Source organism: Pseudomonas sp. PDM31 (assembly GCF_019218965.1).
Classification (GTDB): Bacteria; Pseudomonadota; Gammaproteobacteria; order Pseudomonadales; family Pseudomonadaceae; genus Aquipseudomonas.
The window spans coordinates 14,278-34,252 of the sequence record NZ_JAHUWS010000001.1 but is presented as its reverse complement, the minus strand read 5'-3'; the positions used below and the strand labels follow the sequence as shown (position 1 = coordinate 34,252).

Here is a 19,975-nt window from a genome sequence, read left to right as displayed (position 1 = left end):
ACGATGAACGACTACCCACGCCCCCCCTTCCCCAAGCAGCCACAACCGGTCCCCGGCTCTCAACGTAAAATGGACCCCTACCCCGACTGCGGCGAGCAAAGCTACAAAGGCTCCGGTCGCCTTGCGGGCAAGATTGCCCTGATCACCGGTGGCGACAGCGGCATTGGCCGGGCGGTGGCGATTGCCTATGCCCGTGAAGGCGCCGATGTGGTCATCGCTTACCTCAACGAGCACGAAGACGCCCGGGAGACCGCGCGCTGGGTCGAGCAGGCCGGCCGCCAGTGCCTGCTGCTGTCCGGGGACCTGGCACAGCGGGCGCACTGCCTGGAACTGGTGGAAAAAACCGTCGAACGCTTCGGCCGCATCGACGTACTGGTCAACAACGCCGCCTTCCAGATGACACACGACAGTCTCGAAGACATCGCTGATGAAGAATGGGTGATGACTTTCGACGTCAACATCACGGCGATTTTCCGGGTTTGCCAGGCTGCGCTCAAGTACATGAAGCCGGGTAGCTCGATCATCAACAGCAGTTCCGTCAATTCCGACATGCCCAACCCCACCCTGTTGGCCTATGCCACGACCAAGGGCGCCATTGCCAACTTCACCGCCGGGCTTGGGCAAATGCTCGGGCCGAAGAATATCCGGGTCAACAGCGTGGCGCCTGGGCCCATCTGGACGCCACTGATCGTCTCGACCATGCCCGATGAGAGCGTGCAGGATTTCGGCGCCAACACGCCCCTTGGCCGCCCCGGTCAACCGGTCGAGGTCGCGCCGATCTACGTGCTGCTGGCTTCGGATGAAGCCAGCTACATTACCGGCCAGCGATTTGGCGTCACGGGCGGCAAACCGATTTTATGAGTGTGCCGAAAAAAATGAACCCGATGCCGTCTCCAGCGCTCAACACCGTATAGCCACTGTTATGGCGGTTGTTCCAAGCCTGGAGGTCGTCATGTCCGCACCTATCGTCAAGCTGTTCACCCAACCCAACTTCGCGTGGACGGATATTCGCAAGGAAGAGGAAGCCCACCCACGTCACTATCTCCCTCACCTGCTGCTGCTCGCCTTGATTCCGGCCGTGTGCCTGTTTATCGGGACCACCTACGTAGGCTGGAGCCTGGCGGAGAACGAAACGGTTCGACTCAGTACCCAGAGCGCCCTGCAACTGTGCGCCATGCTGTATGTGGCCATTCTGATCGGCATAGCGGTGATGGGCCTGTTCATCCGCTGGATGTCCCGCGCCTTCGAGGCCCGGCCGACGATCAATCAGTGCATAGGCTTTGCCGCGTATACCGCCACGCCTTTTTTCCTCGCCGGCATTGCCGGTCTGTACCCCAGTCGCTGGCTGGCGATTGTGGTGTTGGGGGCGGCTTCGGCCTACTCGACCTTCCTGCTGTTCGTCGGTTTGCCGACCTTCATGCATGAGCGCAAGGAACAAGGCTTGCTCAACTCGGCATGCGTCTGGGGTGTCGGGCTGCTGGTACTGGTGACAATCCTGGTGTCGATGATTCTGTTGTGGTTCAACGTGCTCACCCCTGAGTACCTGCGCGCTACTGTCGGTTAATGGGCTTTATCGCCTGGGTGGCAGTGTTTGGCGCGGTGCTGCTCACCCTGGCACTGACTTCGTCCTACCTGCGCTGGCTGCCGGTGACCACTTCGGCGGTGTGTCTGGTTCTGGGCATGGCCATCGGCCCGGCCGGCTTTGCCTGGTTGAATCTGGCGACCCAGGACATCTCCGGCTGGATGGAACACCTCACTGAAGTGGCCTTGTTGTTCTCGCTGTTCGTTTGTGGCTTGAAGTTGCGCTTGCCGTTGAAGGATCGAAACTGGCGTGTCGCAGTCTGCCTGGCCGGGCCGGTAATGCTCCTGACCATTGGCGGCGTGTGCCTGCTGTTGCACTACGTGATTGGCTTGTCGTGGGGCATTTCAGTGCTGATCGGCTCGATTCTCGCGCCGACCGACCCGGTGCTCGCCTCTCTGGTACAGGTCAACAACGCAGGCGATGTCGACAGCGTCCGGTTCGGCCTGTCCGGCGAAGCCGGCCTGAATGACGGGGTCGCCTTCCCTTTCGTGATCCTCGGTTTGCTGATGGTGCAGCATGACAGCTACCCCGGCTGGCTCGCTGACTGGGCCCTGAGCAATCTGCTATGGGCGATCCCTGCCGGCTTGCTGGTGGGCTACTCGATGGGACGTGGCATTGGCCGGCTGACATTGCTGCTGCGCACCCGCTATGGCGACAGCACCCTTTCCCATAATGACTTCCTGACCCTGGCGTTGATCGCGCTGGCCTATGTCGGCGCCGAAGCCATTCATGGCTTCGGGTTCCTGTCGGTGTTCGCCGCCGGCCTCGGTTTGCGCCAGGAAGAGGTCAAATCCATGGGCAGTCACCAGACACCGGCCGAACATGTGGTGCAAGCGGTCGTCGGCCACCAGAACGTCGAACCACAGCACGCCGTGCATGGTGATACCGATAGCCTGGAGGATAGCCAGGTCGCCGCCGGCATCATGATGGGAGACATGCTCGCCTTCGGCAGCCTGGTGGAACGGGCCATGGAAGTGTTTCTGGTGACGCTGCTCGGGGTGGTGCTCAGTGCCCATTGGGACTGGCGGGCAATACTCCTGGGCGGCGTACTGTTTTGCCTGATTCGCCCCCTCAGCGTCGTGCTCGTACCCTGGGCATCCCTGCTTGATATACGCCAACGGCTGTTGATCGGCTGGTTTGGTATTCGCGGCATCGGCAGCCTGTACTATCTGTTCTACGCCGTGAACCACGGACTCGATCCGTCCGTGGCGGCGCTGTGCACCAATCTCACCCTGTCGGTGGTCGCGCTGAGCATCCTGGTGCACGGGATCAGCACCCAGCCGATTCTCGCTCGCTATGAACAGCGCAAGTCACTCACTTCATCGCCTGGGCAATGACCTGCACCAGATTGAGTTGGGTAAAGGGTTTGGACAGCCGCGGCAGGTGCGCGGCAAAGCCTTCAAGTCTCTCGGCGTAACCGGTGGCCAGAATGATCGGCACGCCCGGTTTCTGGATGCGGATAGCGTGGGCCAGTTGTGCGCCACTCATATGCGGCATGGCCATGTCCGTGATGATCAGGTCAATATCCGACTCGCTGGCGAACAGTTCAAGGCCCCTCGCACCCGATGTCGCGCTGATGACCCGATGCCCCAGGTCTTCGAGCAGCAGGCAGGTGCTCGTCAATACCAGGCTGTCATCGTCCACCACCAGAACGCACAAGCGTGGCACCTCGGCGATCATCCTCTGGGCCAGCGGCTGGACGACCGCCGCACCCCTGGCCACAGGCAACCACAGTTCCGCCGTCGTGCCCTGACCCTGTTCGCTCTTGAGGATGAAGCGCCCGCCCAGTTGTTCTATAAAACCATGGACCATCGATAGCCCAAGGCCGGTGCCTTTGCCGACACCCTTGGTAGTAAAAAACGGATCCATCGCCAACGCCAGGGTGGCCTGATCCATGCCCTCCCCGGAATCAGCCACCGTCAGACAGACATATCGCCCCAGCGCCAGGGCAGATTGCTGGCTGTCGACAACCTCCTCGGTGTGGGCACTGAAGACGATTTTTCCGCCGTTGGGCATGGCATCACGGGCATTGGTTGCCAGATTAAGGACTGCCAGTTCCAGTTGGTTGGAATCGGCCAGAACCGATTCCAGATCGGCTGGAAAACAGGTCTCGATCTTCACCGAGGGCCCCAGGGAGCTGCGCAACAACCCGGAGATTCCGGTGACCAGGGCCGGAATAGCCACCGGCTCGGACTTCAGCTCTTGACGTCGGGCAAAGGCCAGCATGCGCTGGGTCAGGGAAACACCGCGCAAGGCTCCCTGGGTCGCGTTGTCGATCAAGCGGATGACTTTCGGATCGTCCGCAACCCGTTTGCGGACGATTTCCAGATTGCCGAGGATCACCGTCAGCAAATTATTGAAGTCGTGGGCAATGCCGCCACTGAGCTGGCCGATAGCCTGCATTTTTTGAGCCTGGAACAGGGCTTCGCGGGTTTGCTCCAGTGCCTGCTGGGCTTGGGTGACCTCCGTAATGTCGCGGGTGATCTTGGCAAAACCGAGCAGAGTACCGGTGTCGCCCCAGATCGGATCGACAACAACATGGGCGAGGAAGCGCGTACCGTCCTTGCGTACCCGCCAGCCTTTGTTTTCGAAGCGGCCTTCGGTGCGGGCAATTTCCAGTGTCCGCTGCGGTTCGCCGGCTTCGCGGTCTTCGGGTGTGTAGAACAAAGAGAAGTGCTGGCCGATGACTTCCTCGGGCAAATAGCCCTTGATGCGCTGTGCGCCAGGATTCCAGTTGGTCAGGCGTCCATCGGGGGCGAGCATATAGATCGCATAGTCCGTCACGCTTTGCACCAGCAGGCGGAATTGCTGTTCGCTTTGCTTGAGGACCTCCTCGGCCATCTTGCGGTCGGTCAGGTCACGGGTGATCTTGGCGAACCCCAGCAGGGTGCCGGCTGAATCGCGAATCGGATCGATCACCACGTGGCACCAGAAATGCGTGCCGTCCTTGCGCACCCGCCAGCCTTCGCCTTCGAAACGCCCCTCGTGAATGGCCGTGTCCAGCGCCCGTTGCGGCAAGCCGGCACGGCGATCGGCATCGGTGTAGAACCGGGAAAAATGCTGACCGAGAATCTCGGCTTCTTCGTAGCCCTTGAAGCGCTTGGCGCCGGTGTTCCAGCTGGTAATGATGCCATCGGGGTCAATCATGTAGATCGCGTAGTCAATCACCGCATCAATCAGCAGCCGGAAACGACTGTTGTCGATGGCGCTGGTTTTGCTTCGATCTTCGCTCATTGAACACACCGAATTATTATTTCAATGGAGTATGCGACAAACCGCCAATTTGAAAAGGCACAAAAAATCGCGCTGAGCGCCAGATCACGAAGAGGCGTTTAGAACCAGCGGTGCAATGGCCCACCAGCGAGGCAGTAACTGTTTGACCTTGCTCTCGCCAAAACGGTCATCAATCAACATCACTACACCCCGATCCTGCTGGGTGCGAATCACCCGTCCGGCGGCCTGCACCACTTTTTGCACCCCAGGGTACAGGTAGGTGTAGTCGTAACCGGCGCCAAAGATGGCCGCCATGCGTCGTTTCAGCTGTTCATTGACCGGGTTGAGTTGCGCCAGCCCCAGGGTGGCGATGAACGCGCCAATCAGACGCGCCCCGGGCAAATCGATGCCTTCACCAAAGGCACCACCCAATACTGCGAAACCGATACCGCGACTGTCGGCGCGAAATTGCTCGAGAAAGGCCTGGCGCTGCTGCTCGCCCATGCCTCGGGACTGCGACCACAGGTTGATGTGCGGATGCTTTTGCGCCAGCAACTGCGCCACCTGCTGCAAATAATCGAAGCTGCTGAAAAAGGCCAGGTAGTTGCCCGGACGCTCGCTGAACTGGTTGGCGATCAGGTCGACAATCGGCTCCAGGGATGCCTGCCGATGGACGTACCGCGTGGAAATCCGGCTGACAATGTGAACTTGCAGCTGGTCGGCGTGGAACGGCGATTCAACGTCAATGCACACCGTGTCAGCCGGTGTTCCCAACAAGTCGGCGTAGTAGTGCCGGGGGCTCAAGGTTGCGGAAAACAGGACAGTGCTGCGTGCAGCGGTCAGGCGTGGGCGAATGAAACCGGCAGGCACCACATTGCGCAGGCACAGCTGGGACAGGCTGCGTTTGCGCTCGAGGTCGCGCTTGCTGATGTCGAACAGATACTGCTCATCGAAGAGTTCCGCCACCCGACAAAACTGCAACAGGTCGAAGTAAAAGCTCTGCAATGCGCTGTCCAGCCCCTGGGGGTGATCATTGAGGTAATCGCCGATGCTCGCGCTGCAGGACGACAGCGCCAGCAACAGCTTTTGCGGCGCACGGTCGTAAGCCTGATAGGCGCCCGTTTGCAGGTTGTGCAGGGCATTCCATTCGCGGTTGACTCGCTGTAGCGGCTTTTTCAGTACCTCGGGAGCGGTTTTACGCAAACCGCCGAGCGCCGCTTGATCGAGGGAGGCGCTGTACATCTGGCGGCCACGCTCCACCAGGTTGTGGGCTTCGTCGACCAGTACCGCGACTTTCCAGTTATTGGCCTGGGCCAGGCCGAACAGCAACGCGCTGAAATCGAAGTAGTAGTTGTAGTCGGCAACCACGACGTCCGCCCACCGTGCCATTTCCTGGCTCAGGTAATACGGGCATATTTCATGGCCCATGGCGACCTCGCGCAAGGCGCTCTGGTCGAGCAGGCTCAGTTGGCTGGCGGCCTCACGCGCAGCGGGCAGGCGATCATAAAACCCCCGGGCCAACGGGCAGGACTCCCCATGACAGGCCTTGTCCGGATGTTCGCAGGCCTTGTCCCGGGCGACCATCTCCAGCACCCGCAGCGGCGGCGCATCGGTGCTTTGAAGCAGCACTTGGGCGGCGTCCAGGGCCAGTTTGCGCCCCGGGGTTTTCGCCGTGAGGAAGAACACCTTGTCCAGCTGCTGCGCCTGCATGGCCTTGAGCATCGGGAACAGCGTGCCCAGGGTCTTGCCGATACCGGTCGGTGCCTGGGCCATCAGGCAGCGTCCGGTGCTGACGGCCTTGAACACCGATTCGGCCAGATGGCGCTGCCCCGGTCGAAAGTCGGCATGGGGAAACGCCAGGCGCTGGGTCGCCATGTTGCGTCGTTGCCGGTGGGCCATTTCCAGCTCGGCCCAGTGCAGGAAGCGTGCGCAGTGCAGCTCGAAGAACACTTGCAGTTCGCTGGCGCTGCAAGCCTCGACCAGACAGGTTTCCTTTTCACTGACGATATCGAAGTACACCAGTGCCACGTTGATCTGCGGCAGATTCAATCTATGGCACATCAACCAGCCATAGATCTTCGCCTGTGCCCAATGCAACGCACGGTGGTTGACCGGTTGTTTGCTCAGGTCGCCGCGATAGGTCTTGACCTCCTCCAGGCAGTTTTTCCCGGGATCGTAGCCGTCCGCCCTGCCCTTGACTGTCAATGCCTGGTAGACGCCTTCAAGTGCCACTTCGCTCTGATAACCCTCGCTACGTCGCGACGCCACGGTGCGGTGCCCGACAATGCCCTCAAGCGCCGTCGGCGACGGCGTGAAACGCAGATCCAGATCACCGCTCTTGGCGGTGAACTCACACAACGCCCGTACCGCAATGCTGTAGCTCAAGCGCTCTGCTCCGCCCACTGCACATAACAAACGGCAATTGGCATGCGGTGTTCGTGGCAGAACTCGAGCCAGCGAAGCTGGTTGTCCTGCAGGCGATCGCCCGGGCCCTTGACCTCGATCATGCGGTAGGTCTTTTGCTGCGGCCAGAACTGGATCAGGTCGGGCATGCCGGCGCGATTGGCCTTGATGTCCAGCAACAGACGATTGAACCAGTGCTTGAGATGCTCCGCCGGAAGGCAATCCAGTGCCTGGTCGAGCAGTTCCTCGCTGAGTACGCCCCAGAACACGAACGGCGACTGCACGCCCCACTTGCTGGCATAACGCTCACGGATCGTCTGCACATAGCGCCCGTCGTCGAGCTCGGCCAGGCACTTCTGGAAAAGCTCGGCCCGGCGATCATGGAAATCTTCGCTGAGCAGATCCACCGGACCGCGCTGGAACGGGTGGAAGAATGCCCCCGGCAATGGCGCGAAAATCGCCGGCCAGCAGAGCAGCCCGAACAGCGAGTTGATCAGGCTGTTCTCGACGTAGTGCACCGGCGCTGTCTGTTCCGACAAATGCGCCTGGACGTAATACTCCACCGACAAGGCCGGGTCGGTTCTGGGCAGTTGCAGGTCCAGGCGTTGCATTTGCCGGGCAGAGGCACGTTTGATCGGCGGGCCACCGAGTTTGCGCCGCAATCTGGGCATCACCCGCAGCAGTTGCTGTTGTTCGGCGGCGCTTTGCGGGGCCAGTTCGGCCTGACTGGCGAGGTCCATGGCCCGTTGGTACTCAGCGCAGCGTTCCAGCACACGGATCAGACGCAGGCGCGCACCGGGATAAGCGCAATCGCGGTACAGGCCCAAGGCTGTGGAGAAATCCGCGATGCGCTCGCAATGCTGCGCGATCTGAAACAGCAACTTGTCCCGGCGTCTGTGCAGCCAGGGATTGCCCAGAACCAGATCCCTGATTCGCTCGATAACGCTTTGCAGTGCTTCGCCGGCTTCGAACTGTTGCTGGCATTCATGCAGGAAAAGGCAGGCGTCCACGTCCTCGCGGCTGCGCAGCCCACGGGAGTCGGCGCAGAATTCGACTTTTTCGTAGGTATGGATGCCCAGGTCGGCCAGCACGAATTCTGACCAGTCCTGATAAAGGTTGCCGAAAAACATCAAGCGCAGGCGATCGCACAGGCCCATGATGGTCAGGCTGAACAAGCGCTCATCCAGTGACGGACACCAGTCGTTGAAACTGTTCATTTGCGGGAAATGCATGCTCAGCGCCGCCAGCCATTGACTCTTCTTACCCTTCGGCTGATCGATGACCGAAGCAAAACACTGGAGGATTTCTGCCTTGAGCAACACCTCGAACAATGTCTCGACCGGCACCGGCATGCGTTCATCGACCCAACCCAGTTCAAGCAAAGGGCCGACAGCGGCCCGGACGTCACCGATCTCGGTGTAGACCAGCTTGCTCGCGCGAAAGTGAATGCCCTTGCGCATCACCATCCTGACCAGCAACGCCCTCGATTCACGGGGCAAGACCTTGAAGGTGGCAATGAAGCGTTGCTCATCGACGCTCAGTACATCGGCATAGCGAAGCTCAAGCCACTCAAGCACTTGCATGAAGTTGTTCAAGTAATAGAACGGGTCATCGAGGGGGTTTGCGGTCACGGGAAAATGCGCCATGGCGATCGAGTACTGGTTATGCGTACAGATAACAGTTACGCCCCGCCCGGCGCAAACGGAAAAAGATAAGTGGCGGATAACTCCGCTATATTTTCAAGGTAGTAGAACTTTTTATCGATCCAAGGCACCAACCGCGGTAGCGGCGTGGTTGTTCACGATAATCGCGCTGTTTTTTTAGCGATGAGAGGTAGTTATGAACATCAAGACCCTGGGTTGGCCCCTGGCATTAACTGCCTTGCTGGTCTTGGCCGGATGCGCGACGCCAACGGTTGTCACCCTGCAAAACGGCACCCAGTATCTGACCAAGGACATGCCGGACACCAGGACGGAAGACGGCTTCTTCGAGTTCGAGGATATTTCCGGTGCCAAAGTGAGGGTGCGGTCTGACGAAGTAGCGACGATTCGCGTCGAAGACTGAGGGTCAGCAATCCCCAACTGCTCCTTTTCCTCTTGGTGTGGCAGGTTCCGGGCACTGCCTTACACTGCGATAGACCTCATGGGATGGATCGCGCTTCCACGCAGGCATCACGTCATGATTCAGGTGAAACCGAAATGAATAGGGTCACGCGACTTCTGGTCTCTCTGGCCGCCGCCAGTGCGTGTGCGGCAACGAGCCTGTGTGCGGTTGCCGCGAAGCCTGCGCCGGTGTTCAAAACCAGCTTCGATTGCGCCAGCGCCCGGGCATCTGTCGAAAAGCTGATCTGCCGCGACTCGCAACTGGCGCAGATGGATCTGGAGTTGCAGCGACTCTATCTGCTGGCGCTGACGGATGACCATTCGCAGCCGCCCCCACGTAAAGTCGAGACCGATCAACTGTTCTGGATCGATGCCCGCAATCAGTGTGGCTCCGGGCCCGAGCCCAAGGTGTGCACGCTCCAGCGTTATGCCGAGCGCGCCTACCAGTTGCGCAAGGGATCGGCCATTGCCAGGACCCGGGATCCGAGCCGACTCACCGATGGCCCCGCAGCCTTTCGCTGCGCAGGCCTCAACTCACCGATTGAGGCAACTTACTTTCATGTGCAACCGGCTGTCGTGTTCCTCAAGTGGGCGAATACATCCGCTACGCTCAGCCAGGTGCCGTCCGGTTCCGGAACCCTGTACACGAGCAAGGATGCCCGAGCGAACTACCGCTTCTGGCAAGACGGCAACGATGCGACTTTCCAGATGCCAGGCTCAGGGCAGTTGAGTTGTACAGGCGAGCCGGCCATCTGACTGGCCCGGTTGATGGCAACGGGACGTTATGTCCCGCTGACCTGAGTCGTGTTCTCAACTGCCGGTACGAATCTTGTTCCAGACCCGGGTACGAACCCGGTCGATGTTCAACGGCATGGCTTCCAGGGCGAACAACTTACCCATCATTTCCGGGCTCGGATAGACTTTGGTATCGTTCTTGATCGCCGGTTCGATCAGGCTGTCGGCCTGTTCGTTGCCATTGGCGTAATGCACGTAGTTGCTGACGCCGGCCATGACGTCCGGGCGCAACAGGTAATCCATGAAAGCATAACCGGCCTTTTCATCCGGAGCGTCGACGGGCATCGCGACCATGTCGAACCAGATCGCCGCGCCTTCCCTCGGGATTGAATAACCGATGTCGATGCCGTTGTTAGCTTCTTTGGCACGGTTTTCCGCTTGCAGGATGTCGCCAGAGAAACCGACTGCTACGCAGATGTCCCCGTTAGCCAGGTCACTGGTGTATTTGGACGAATGGAAATAGCTGACATACGGCCGCACTTTCAGCAGTAGAGCTTCGGCCTTTTTATAATCTTCCGGGTTTTTACTGTGATGGGGCAGGCCCAGGTAATTCAGCGCAGCCGGGAGCAATTCCGGGCCGTTGTCGAGGATGGCTACCCCGCACTTCTGCAGCTTCTGCATATTCTCGGGCTTGAAGATCAGGTCCCAGGAATCCACTGGCGCGTTATCCCCCAACACCGCCTTGACCTTGGCAATGTTGTAGCCGATGCCGGTGCTGCCCCACAGGTACGGGAAGCCATGCTCGTTACCCGGATCGTTGCTCTGCAAGGCCTTGAGTAGCACCGGGTTGAGGTTCTTCCAGTTCGGTAACTGGCTCTTGTCGAGTTTCTTCAGGGCCCCGCCTTCGATCTGCCGTGCCATGAAGTGATTGGACGGGAACACCACATCGTATCCGGATTTGCCGGTCATCAACTTGCCGTCGAGGGTCTCGTTGCTGTCATAGACGTCGTAGGTGAACGCGATGCCAGTTTCCTTCTGGAAGTTTTTCGTGGTGTCCGGGGCGATGTAGTCCGACCAGTTATAGATCTTGACGGTGTCCGCCGCCTGGCTGAATGACGCAACGAGCATCAACGGGGCAAGGGTCAGTGTCTTTCGCAGCATGGGTCGATTCCTGTAGGGGTGTTGTTTTTATTGGCGAGCTGGCAGGCAATCAAGGGATCAAAAAATCAAGACGTAGGTCTTGCGCACGGTTTCCTGGATATCCCAGATGCCGAGGCTGTTGGCCGGCAACATCAATGCGTCACCGGCTTCGATGTGCAGGGTTTCGCCGTCGTCCGGGGTGAAGGTGCAGCGGCCCTGGATGAAGTGACAGAACTCCTGGGCGACGATCTGCCGCCGCCAGCGCCCCGGGGTGCATTCCCAGACACCGGTTTCGACGCCATCGCTGCGTTCGACGCTGGTGGTCGAGGCCACTGCGACCAGTGTGCCCAATGGCACGGCGACCGGGTTGGACTCTTCAAGCTGGAGGGTTGCGGTGTTCTTGAATTGAGTGATGCTCATGGGAGTACCTTGTCGATGAAGCCTGTAGATGAAGTGCACGCCGTTCAGTGCATGAAACCTTCCATGAACCCCGCGACCCCGCTGGCGAGCTTGCGTCGCCAGGGCGCAGTGGACGAGTTGGCCAGGGTCTGGTCTTCATGGACGAAGCTGCGGATGATTGCGTTGTAGCCGAGCCAGCGGATGGGCTCTGGCTCCCAGGCCCTGAGTGCGTCGAGGCCGCGTTGGGGCATGACCCATGGCTGGCGAACCAGCTCGGTGTCTTGCTCGAGGATCAGGTCCGCCAGGGTTCTTCCACCCAGGTTGCTGGCGCCGACACCCTCCCCGCCGTATCCGCCGGACAAGGCGATACCACTGGCCCGGTCGCACAGCATGTGTGGTCTGAAGCGCCGGGACATGCCCAGATTGCCGCCCCAGGAGTGGGTGATCTGCACGTTCTTCAGTTGCGGGAACAATTCGCCGAACAGGTAGCGCCGCAACTCTACTTCGCTGCGGGTCAAGTCAAAGTCGTGACGCAGTTTGCCGGCGAAGCGGTAACCGCCCCGGGCCCCGAAAATCAAGCGGTTGTCTGCAGTCCGCTGACCATAGGTGACCTGGCGGCTGGCTTCGCTGAACGCCTGGCCATGGCTCAGGCCGATTTCGTCCCAGGTGGCAGCGGACAGCGGCTCGGTCGCGACGATCAGGCTCTGCACCGGCAACTGATAACGCCCCAATGGCGGCAAGGTCACCGAGTACCCTTCTACCGCCGGCACCACCCAGCGGCTGCGCACCGAGGCTTTCGACGTGCGCAGGCTGCCCGACTGCCAATGGGTGACCGGGCTGTTTTCGTAGATTTTCACGCCCATGCGCTCCACCGTACGTGCCAGGCCCCTGACCAGTCTGGCCGGGTGAATGGTCGCAACGTGAGGCGCATAGATGCCGCCATAGGGCTTGGCGACTCTGATCTGTTGGGCCAATTGCTGCGCAGTTAACCAGTGGTAGTCGTGCTCGGTCAGGCCCTGGCGGTAGAGGTCATCCAGATACTGGCGCAGACTGCTTTCCTGTTCCGGATAGCGAGCAGCGCAATATAACACTCCGCCCTTGCGGTAATCGCAGTCGATACCTTCACGTTCGATGACGATCTCCACCTCATCCGGAATGCTGTGCAGAAGATCATAGGAGGCCCGACGGTCCTCGGTAGACAAGCCGGCAAGCAAGCGATCTTCGCCGAGCAGGTTGCCCATCAACCAGCCGCCATTGCGCCCCGACGCACCAAATCCGGCGGTTTGCGCTTCGACAATGGCGATGCTCAGGCCGGGGGCCTGGCGCTTGAGGTAATAGGCAGTCCAGAGCCCGGTATATCCCGCGCCGATGATGGCGACGTCGACATCCAGATCCTGTTCCAGGGACGGACGCGCCAACAGGGGCTCTTCGAGCTGGTCCATCCACAAACTGATAGTGCGCCACGCCGTCATGCAAGACTCCGCCACTCAAACTTCGATGGCGTCGATCCTAGTGCGTGGGCTCAGCGACTGTCTTGCGCGCGTGCACGCAAAGAAATTTGTTTAACGTAAGCCTTGGGCGACTGGCCCGTGTGCTGACGGAAACAGCTGTAGAACGCCGACAGCGAATTGAACCCGGCGGCGAAGGCCAGCTCGTCAATGCGCAGTGGCGGCGTGGCGGTGTCCAGCGCTGCGAGCAAATGCTGCAGGCGCGCCTGGTTGACGTAGCGGTAGAAGCTTTGACCGAGCACCTGATTAAGCAGGTAGGAAATCTGATTGCGGCTGTATCCGCACTCCTTCGCCACCCGTTGCAGATCGAGCTCCGGGTCCAGATACGGCTGCTGGCCCTGGAAGTACTGCCGCAAGTCATCGGCCATGAAACTCAGTTGACGTGGCGACAGCCCCAGGCGGCTGACTGCCGGGCGCTGGTTGCCGGACGCCTTGCTCGGCGGCCGCTCGTGCACCAGAGAGGCGTATTCATTGACCCGCCAGATCAACCCGTCCTTGACGGTAATCGCCTCACTGGCACGGAACGACACCAGCCCTTCACCGCCGTTCAGGGTGATGCGGTACTGGATGAATGCGGTGCTGCCGTCCAGACGGATCCGGTCGGTGTGTTCCAGCGCCTCGTCTGGGTCACGCGGCATGCTGCTTTGCACGTACTCGCGCAGATCGGCCAGGCCCATCACCCGATTCTGGAAAAAATCGTTGTACTGGACATCCGGGTGATACAGCGCCATGACCCCATCCAGATCCCGGTGTTTCCAGCGCAAGTGATAGCGCATGACCGCCTCGCCGGTAGCCTCGGTTTGCAGCGGGCCATCATCATCGGCGTGCATAAAGTTCTCGTCGCGAAAAAGCCGAGCTTGCCCAACTTCTGCAAGCGCTTCAACGACTAAGCCCGCGCCGGCATTTTGCCATCCACCCTGCAACATGTGATCTGAATCAAAAAGATTCGCATCAATCGCCAAACGGCCTGAAAAATCCGCTTACTTTTCACACACCGATGCTACTTTAAGAGACTGTCACCGGTCGAACCAATGAAGGTTCTTCCCTCCTACCATGAGCTAAAGGAAGCGCTCGTTAATGAAGGCGGGCAACATATGAATAAAGGATTTAGCAAGGTCACTTTTCCAAACGCCTGCCAGCTGATGCGCTGGCATTTTCATCCCATGGGTTTCGAGGCGAGCATGGACGCACCGGGCAGCATGATTGCCCGTCTTTTTGACCGCGTGACAGGCGAGACCATGATCGCCATTGCGGGAATTCCTTGTGCAACGGTGATGAATGCCGCCGATGTGGAACGAATTATCGAAGCGGTGGAGGATGAGCTGGAAGCGTTCGTGCCACCGCAGATCCTCAGGAGTTATGCCTGAAGGCTGAGGACTGAAAAGCCCACGTTTTGTGGGCTTTTTCATGGCTGCTGTTCAGTGCACGGCAACCCGAATCACGCCGGTGTCTTGCCTTTACGGTGATCGGTAAAAAACGCCTTGCCCTTGCCGATCCGGTCGGAAGCCTTGGGCATATTCGCCGCCTGGGTGTCTTGCCCATCGACGTACCAATAGCAATGGCTCACAGCTCGGGTGATACCCACGTAGGCCAGGCGCAGGATCTCGTCCTTTTGCGCGCTGTCATACGGTTCGCTGTCTCCAGCCTTGCCCAGGCCCGCCATCCGGTAGACCTGGTTCTTGTAGGGTGAACTGGTCAGGTGCTGGCAATCCCCGAGCAGAAACACCGCGTCAGCCTGCAAGCCCTTGGCGCTGTGGTAGGTCAGCTGCTTCAGTCGCCGGGATTCATAGGGCAAGCTAGAATCAACATTAACTACCGACTGAATATGCTGTTCTATCAACGACTTATCGCTACTTTTTCGATAAAGCATCAAAATTGTATCGCCCTTTCTGTAATGCTCCATCAATTGCGTGGCCATGCCTTGATCATCACGATCGAGCACGTTTACCGGCAACAGCGCCCTGGGCTCACCGGTCGCCTTGGCCTTCTTGCCCGCAATCGCCGGTGCCGCCCGTACGATATGCTCGGCGGCGTCGATGATGTGCTGGTGACTGCGGTAGTTATCACTGAGCATGACTCTGGTAGTGCCCGGCGACGGGAATTCCTTGTTGAACTCCATGAAGTACGTCGGTGAACTGCCGCGCCAGCCGTAAATGGACTGCCAGTCATCCCCCACACAGAGCAACGAAGAGCGCTGGGCACCGCGCCCGACGTGCATGGCCGGCCCACGACTGCGGATTTCCGTCAGGCTGGCGCGAATCCAGGAGACAATTTGCGGCGAAACGTCCTGAAATTCGTCGATCATCAAGTGTGACAAGGGCCGTAGCAGATCATCGCCGAGCAATTTGAGGTTTTCCGGCGAATGCTCACTGAACAAGGCGAACATGCGGTTGTAGGTCATCACCGGCGGTTTCTGATCGAGCAGATGATCTTCCAGCGCACGCCAGTACAGGCCCAGGGCCTCAAAGAAGTACCGGTCCGGGTCATCCTTGGCGAAACTCATCTGGCCGACAGCAGCGGGCACATCCAGGCCGAGGTTTTCGATAAACCCGGCGGCGGCGACGAAACAGTCCAGCAGCGGCGCGCTGGCCAGCTCACCCTTGACCTTGTAATCGAATCCCGGCCCGGCGCTGGCATCACCAGCCAGAGAGGCCAGCACCCGCTTGGATGATTCGTAACTATCTAGCCAAATCAATGGCTTACGACAAAAAGCTTGAAACAGGGTGCGCTTTACAGCCCACTCCGCGCGCACGCTCAACTTGGCATTCGGGCGGCTCAGCTGCGGATTTTCCCGCGGATCAAAGCCCAATACCACCCAGGCGTCCAGGGACGGAATGTAGCCGTGGCTATGAAACTTCGCGCCGTTGATGTCGAACGCCTGCCGACTGGGCTCAATACCCTTGATCGGCCAGGCGCCGGCGCGAAACCACAGGTCTTCGAGGGTGTCACAGAGTTCTTCATCGCGTTTGGCGGCGAGTTCGGTGACCGCCACACGTTTTTGCACGTCCGGGTGGTCGCGCTCCAGCTCCTTGAGCTGCAAGGCATGGCGGGACAATGGTCTGATCAGCTCGCGAAAGCGCTCATCGCTGCTATGCAGGCGGTGATAACAGGCGTTGAGCTGCTGGCGCTGGGCGTCGTTGATGCGCAAGTCGAACGGATTGCTGTCGACCTCGTCATCGCCACTCTGCGCCCGATGGCTGAGGTTCTCGAAAGCCTGCAGGCGCTCGAAACCGGGCAAGCTGCGAACCATCGGCAGAATCCGCGAGTGGAAGGTGCGCACCAGATCCCGCGCTTGCTTGAGGCTGATGGCCCGGCCCCAGAGCGCAAAGAGTTCGATCAGTTTGTTGATGAAGTCCTTGCGCGACTCGCGGGTGAAGGTCACCACCGTCATTGAATCGAGTTCGAATCCCAGGTAATGGCTCAGCAACAGAATGCGCAACACCAGGGTCGTCGACTTCCCTGCCCCGGCCCCTGCGATGACCGACGTGGACGGCGTATCGCTGAAGATCATTTTCCACTGGGCGGCGCTGGGCTGGGCATGGGCCGGCAGCAGTCGGGCAACATCGGCCTTCATGCGTTTTTTCAGTTCGGCGCTCAAGGGCAAGCGCCAATCGTCAAACAACATCTCGTCGACATTGGGTGGGCGGTGTTCGGTGCAGCGCGTATCCCGTATGAGCAGGACTTGCCGGCCCTCTTCCAGTCCTTCGGCCTTGCCTTCCTCGAAGCCGTAATCGACGCCGGCACTGTGCCCGCTGCGAAATCCATCAGCCTGGCCATGCAACCAGGATGCACGGTGTTGTGCATGCAGGCGGGTCAGGCTGTAGCCGAAGAACCGCGCGAGCAGGCGCTTGACCAGCGGCATCTCGGCCAGGGGACGAAGTTCAGGAGGAAGATCGGGGGTGTGTTGCGGCACGCGGACTGTCTCCAGGGTGTGAGGCTGTTGAGGGCTATGGTGTCTGCATTTGCCGTGGAGTTCTAGTGAAATGCTTATGACTCATTGGCTTATGCGCTGATTTGAAGGTTGCACGAGAAAGTTTCGAACCTCATTCATATCAATAGTTTCGATAGGAATACTGCAATTTTTACGCTTTTTATCGATTGTTACCTGATGGATTATGGCCAGCATCAACCACCGGTCTCGCTTCGTGGCTTAGGCGCTGCGCCCCATGACGAACCTTTTCAGGAGACGATCATGCTTGAACTCAGACCTTTCAACTCCCTCGGTGGCGCCCACCACGGCTGGCTGGATGCCCATCACCATTTTTCGTTCGCCGAGTACTACGATCCCAAGCGCATGAACTGGGGCAACCTGCGGGTATGGAACGACGACGTGATAGCCCCGGGCACCGGCTTTCCACAGCACCCGCACCGGGACATGGAAATCATCACTTACGTGCGTGAAGGTGCGATCACCCACCAGGACAATCTGGGTAACAAGGGCCGTACCGAAGCGGGTGATGTCCAGGTCATGAGCGCCGGCACCGGGATCGCCCACAGCGAGTACAACCTGGAGGCGAGCGAGACGCGGATTTTCCAGATCTGGATCATTCCCAATGAATCCGGCCTGGCACCGTCATGGGGCGCCAAGCCGTTTCCAAAGGGCGAGCGTGAAGGTTTCGTGACCCTGGCCAGCGGCAAGGACGGCGACGACCAGAGCCTGCGGATCCGCGCCGACGCCAGGCTGGTGGCCGCCAACCTCAAGGCTGGCGAGTCTGCCGAGTACCGCCTGGACCATGGCCGCCGTGCTTATCTGGTTCCGGCGACGGGAGTCATTGAAGTCAATGGCTTGCGCGCACAAGCTCGAGACGGCATTGCCGTAGCCGATGAGCAGGTGTTGCGGGTGACAGCCATCGAGGACAGCGAGATTGTGTTGGTGGATCTGGCTTGATTCACTGAACCCTTGGCAAAAAAATGGGGCGACCGATATGGTCGCCCCTTTTTTTGTTCAATTGTGTCGTGGCGAAGGGCTTTTGTGGCGAGGGGGCTTGCCCCCGTTGGGTGGCGAAGCCACCCCCATTACAACCACCCGGGCCTTACAGATAAACCGTGCGCTCTGTTTTTAGGGCGGCTGCGCAGCCCATCGGGGGCAAGCCCCCTCGCCACAGGGACGCCGGCTCGCCACAAGAACGCTGCTTCGTCACAGTAACATCGATTATTTCGCGCTAATCGCGCCATCCACCAGGGTCTGCGCCTCGGCCACCAGTTGCTTGAGGTGGTCGTCGCTGACAAAACTTTCGGCGTAGATCTTGTAGATGTCTTCAGTGCCCGACGGCCGCGCCGCGAACCAGCCGTTTTCGGTCATGACCTTCAAGCCGCCGATGGCCTGGTCGTTGCCCGGAGCGTGGCTGAGGATGCTCTGAATTGCTTCGCCCGCCAGCTCGGTCGACGTGACCTGCTGCGGTGACAGCTTGCTCAGCAGGGCCTTCTGCTCCGGGTTGGCCTTGGCATCCACGCGCACCGAGAACGGTTCACCCAGTTCATCGGTCAAGGCACGGTAGGCCTGGCTCGGATCACGGCCGGTACGGGCCGTCATTTCAGCCGCCAGCAGTGCCGGGATCAGTCCGTCCTTGTCGGTGCTCCAGACGCCGCCGTCCTTGCGCAGGAACGATGCCCCGGCGCTTTCTTCACCGCCAAAGCCCAGCGATCCGTCGAACAGGCCATCGGCAAACCATTTGAAACCGACCGGCACTTCATACAGGCGACGTCCCAGGCGTTTTGCCACGCGATCGATCAAGCCGCTGCTGACCACGGTTTTACCTACCGCCGCATCGGCGCGCCATTGCGGACGGTTCTGGAACAGGTAGTCGATAGACACCGCCAGGTAGTTGTTCGGTGCCAGCAAACCACCGGACGGGGTCACGATGCCATGGCGGTCGTGATCCGGATCACAGGCAAAGGCCACGTCGTAACGCTCTTTCAGACCGATCAGACCTTGCATGGCGTGACTGGAGGATGGGTCCATGCGGATCTGCCCGTCCCAGTCGACCGTCATGAAGCGGAACGTCGAATCGACCTCCTTGTTCACCACGTCCAGGTCCAGGCGGTAGTGCTCGGCAATCGCCGACCAGTAGCGCACCCCTGCTCCACCCAGCGGGTCGACGCCCAGGCGAAGCTTGGCATCGCGGATCGCGTCGAAGTCGATCACGTTGATCAGGTCGGCGACGTAGGTATTGAGGTAGTCGTGACGATGGGTGGTGCCGGCCTTGAGCGCCTGCTCGTAGCTGATGCGTTTGACCCCGGCGAGCTTGTTGCTTAGCAGCTCGTTGGCCTTGGCTTCGATCCACTTGGTGATGTGGGTGTCGGCCGGGCCGCCGTTGGTTGGGTTGTACTTGTAGCCACCGCTTTGCGGCGGGTTGTGCGACGGCGTGATGACAATGCCGTCCGCCAGGCCCGAGGTGCGCCCACGGTTGTAGCAGAGGATTGCGTGGGAAACGGCCGGCGTCGGGGTGTACTCGTCGCCTTCGGCAATCATCACGGTCACACCGTTGGCCGCGAGCACTTCGAGGGCGCTGGCCCCGGCCGGGGTGGACAGTGCATGGGTGTCAATGCCGACGAACAGTGGACCATCGATGCCCTGCGCCTGGCGATACAGGCAGATTGCCTGGCTGATCGCCAGGACGTGCCATTCGTTGAAACTCAAGTCGAACGAGCTGCCTCGATGCCCGGACGTGCCGAAAGCCACGCGCTGGGTCGAAATGGCCGCATCAGGCTGGCCGGTGTAATAGGCCGTAACCAGTCGCGGGATGTCGACCAACAATTCTGCCGGTGCCGGTTTGCCCGCAAAAGGACTGAGTGTCATGCAAAACCTCTGGAAAAGAGTGGCTCGATAATAGGTCGCAGTTTACTGGCAGTTTGACCGCAACGCGACGGGATCGATTCAGGCTTTGGCAGAA

General features: G+C 59.8%; 16 protein-coding genes. 7 read left to right on the top strand and 9 right to left on the bottom strand.

Features of this window, described 5'->3' with window-relative positions; all coding sequences use genetic code 11:
• The first annotated feature begins 3 nt into the window (after window positions 1-3).
• From KW839_RS00125 to KW839_RS00115, 3 genes are all read left to right on the top strand, one after another.
• Complete coding sequence (locus KW839_RS00125) at window positions 4-861, top strand: glucose 1-dehydrogenase (protein ID WP_218422986.1); 858 nt, start codon at window positions 4-6, stop codon at window positions 859-861.
• Between the two features lie 91 nt (window positions 862-952).
• Window positions 953-1,564 (top strand): Yip1 family protein, encoded by a 612-nt coding sequence (locus KW839_RS00120; RefSeq protein ID WP_060542055.1) that lies wholly within the window; start codon window positions 953-955, stop codon window positions 1,562-1,564.
• Window positions 1,564-2,919, top strand: a complete 1,356-nt coding sequence (locus tag KW839_RS00115) for a sodium:proton antiporter (RefSeq protein WP_218422985.1) — start codon at window positions 1,564-1,566, stop codon at window positions 2,917-2,919. The genes KW839_RS00120 and KW839_RS00115 overlap by 1 nt, the downstream gene beginning before the upstream one ends.
• On the opposite strand, the gene KW839_RS00110 is transcribed toward KW839_RS00115, so the two are convergent.
• The 3 genes from KW839_RS00110 to KW839_RS00100 all read right to left on the bottom strand — a co-directional run bounded on the left by KW839_RS00110 (window position 2,897) and on the right by KW839_RS00100 (window position 8,844).
• Window positions 2,897-4,816 carry a PAS domain-containing sensor histidine kinase gene (locus KW839_RS00110; RefSeq protein WP_218422984.1) on the bottom strand — a complete coding sequence of 640 codons (1,920 nt, stop codon included), beginning with the start codon at window positions 4,814-4,816 and terminating at the stop codon, window positions 2,897-2,899. The genes KW839_RS00115 and KW839_RS00110 overlap by 23 nt on opposite strands.
• Before the next feature lie 84 nt (window positions 4,817-4,900).
• Window positions 4,901-7,180, bottom strand: a complete 2,280-nt coding sequence (locus tag KW839_RS00105) for an ATP-dependent DNA helicase (RefSeq protein ID WP_218422983.1) — start codon at window positions 7,178-7,180, stop codon at window positions 4,901-4,903.
• Complete coding sequence (locus tag KW839_RS00100; RefSeq protein ID WP_218422982.1) at window positions 7,177-8,844, bottom strand: VRR-NUC domain-containing protein; 1,668 nt, start codon at window positions 8,842-8,844, stop codon at window positions 7,177-7,179. The genes KW839_RS00105 and KW839_RS00100 overlap by 4 nt, the downstream gene beginning before the upstream one ends.
• A 193-nt stretch (window positions 8,845-9,037) precedes the next feature.
• Here KW839_RS00100 and KW839_RS00095 point away from each other — a divergent pair, with 193 nt between their 5' ends.
• Window positions 9,038-9,262: a YgdI/YgdR family lipoprotein gene (locus KW839_RS00095; protein WP_060542050.1), complete on the top strand. Its 225-nt coding sequence runs from the start codon at window positions 9,038-9,040 to the stop codon at window positions 9,260-9,262.
• 134 nt (window positions 9,263-9,396) lie between these two features.
• Window positions 9,397-10,056: an MliC family protein gene (locus KW839_RS00090; RefSeq protein ID WP_218422981.1), complete on the top strand. Its 660-nt coding sequence runs from the start codon at window positions 9,397-9,399 to the stop codon at window positions 10,054-10,056.
• A gap of 54 nt (window positions 10,057-10,110) precedes the next feature.
• Here the strand turns inward: KW839_RS00090 and KW839_RS00085 are convergent, their stop codons facing one another.
• Genes KW839_RS00085 through KW839_RS00070 form a run of 4 tightly spaced genes read right to left on the bottom strand, consistent with a single transcriptional unit; the run spans window position 10,111 to window position 13,912 of the window.
• The gene (locus tag KW839_RS00085; protein ID WP_060542048.1) at window positions 10,111-11,196 is read right to left on the bottom strand and encodes a polyamine ABC transporter substrate-binding protein; all 1,086 of its coding nucleotides are present in this window, start codon (window positions 11,194-11,196) and stop codon (window positions 10,111-10,113) included.
• Window positions 11,197-11,253: 57 nt separating this feature from the next.
• Window positions 11,254-11,595, bottom strand: coding sequence for a cupin domain-containing protein (locus KW839_RS00080; RefSeq protein WP_060542047.1), 342 nt, complete (start codon window positions 11,593-11,595; stop codon window positions 11,254-11,256).
• A 44-nt stretch (window positions 11,596-11,639) separates the two neighbouring features.
• On the bottom strand, window positions 11,640-13,046 hold the full coding sequence (locus tag KW839_RS00075) for an FAD-binding oxidoreductase (RefSeq protein ID WP_218422980.1): 1,407 nt from the start codon (window positions 13,044-13,046) through the stop codon (window positions 11,640-11,642).
• Between the two features lie 50 nt (window positions 13,047-13,096).
• On the bottom strand, window positions 13,097-13,912 hold the full coding sequence (locus KW839_RS00070) for an AraC family transcriptional regulator (RefSeq protein ID WP_218422979.1): 816 nt from the start codon (window positions 13,910-13,912) through the stop codon (window positions 13,097-13,099).
• 264 nt (window positions 13,913-14,176) lie between these two features.
• Between KW839_RS00070 and KW839_RS00065 the strand changes: the two genes are divergently transcribed.
• A complete protein-coding gene (locus KW839_RS00065) occupies window positions 14,177-14,449 on the top strand; it encodes a DUF1652 domain-containing protein (RefSeq protein ID WP_060542044.1) in 273 nt (90 codons plus the stop codon).
• A gap of 71 nt (window positions 14,450-14,520) precedes the next feature.
• Here KW839_RS00065 and KW839_RS00060 read toward each other — a convergent pair whose 3' ends face one another.
• Window positions 14,521-16,995: a UvrD-helicase domain-containing protein gene (locus tag KW839_RS00060; protein ID WP_218422978.1), complete on the bottom strand. Its 2,475-nt coding sequence runs from the start codon at window positions 16,993-16,995 to the stop codon at window positions 14,521-14,523.
• Window positions 16,996-17,274: 279 nt separating this feature from the next.
• Here KW839_RS00060 and KW839_RS00055 point away from each other — a divergent pair, with 279 nt between their 5' ends.
• Window positions 17,275-17,970, top strand: a complete 696-nt coding sequence (locus tag KW839_RS00055) for a pirin family protein (protein ID WP_218422977.1) — start codon at window positions 17,275-17,277, stop codon at window positions 17,968-17,970.
• A 264-nt stretch (window positions 17,971-18,234) separates the two neighbouring features.
• Here the strand turns inward: KW839_RS00055 and pgm are convergent, their stop codons facing one another.
• On the bottom strand, window positions 18,235-19,881 hold the full coding sequence (gene pgm / locus KW839_RS00050; protein ID WP_060542041.1) for a phosphoglucomutase (alpha-D-glucose-1,6-bisphosphate-dependent): 1,647 nt from the start codon (window positions 19,879-19,881) through the stop codon (window positions 18,235-18,237).
• Window positions 19,882-19,975 lie beyond the last annotated feature (94 nt).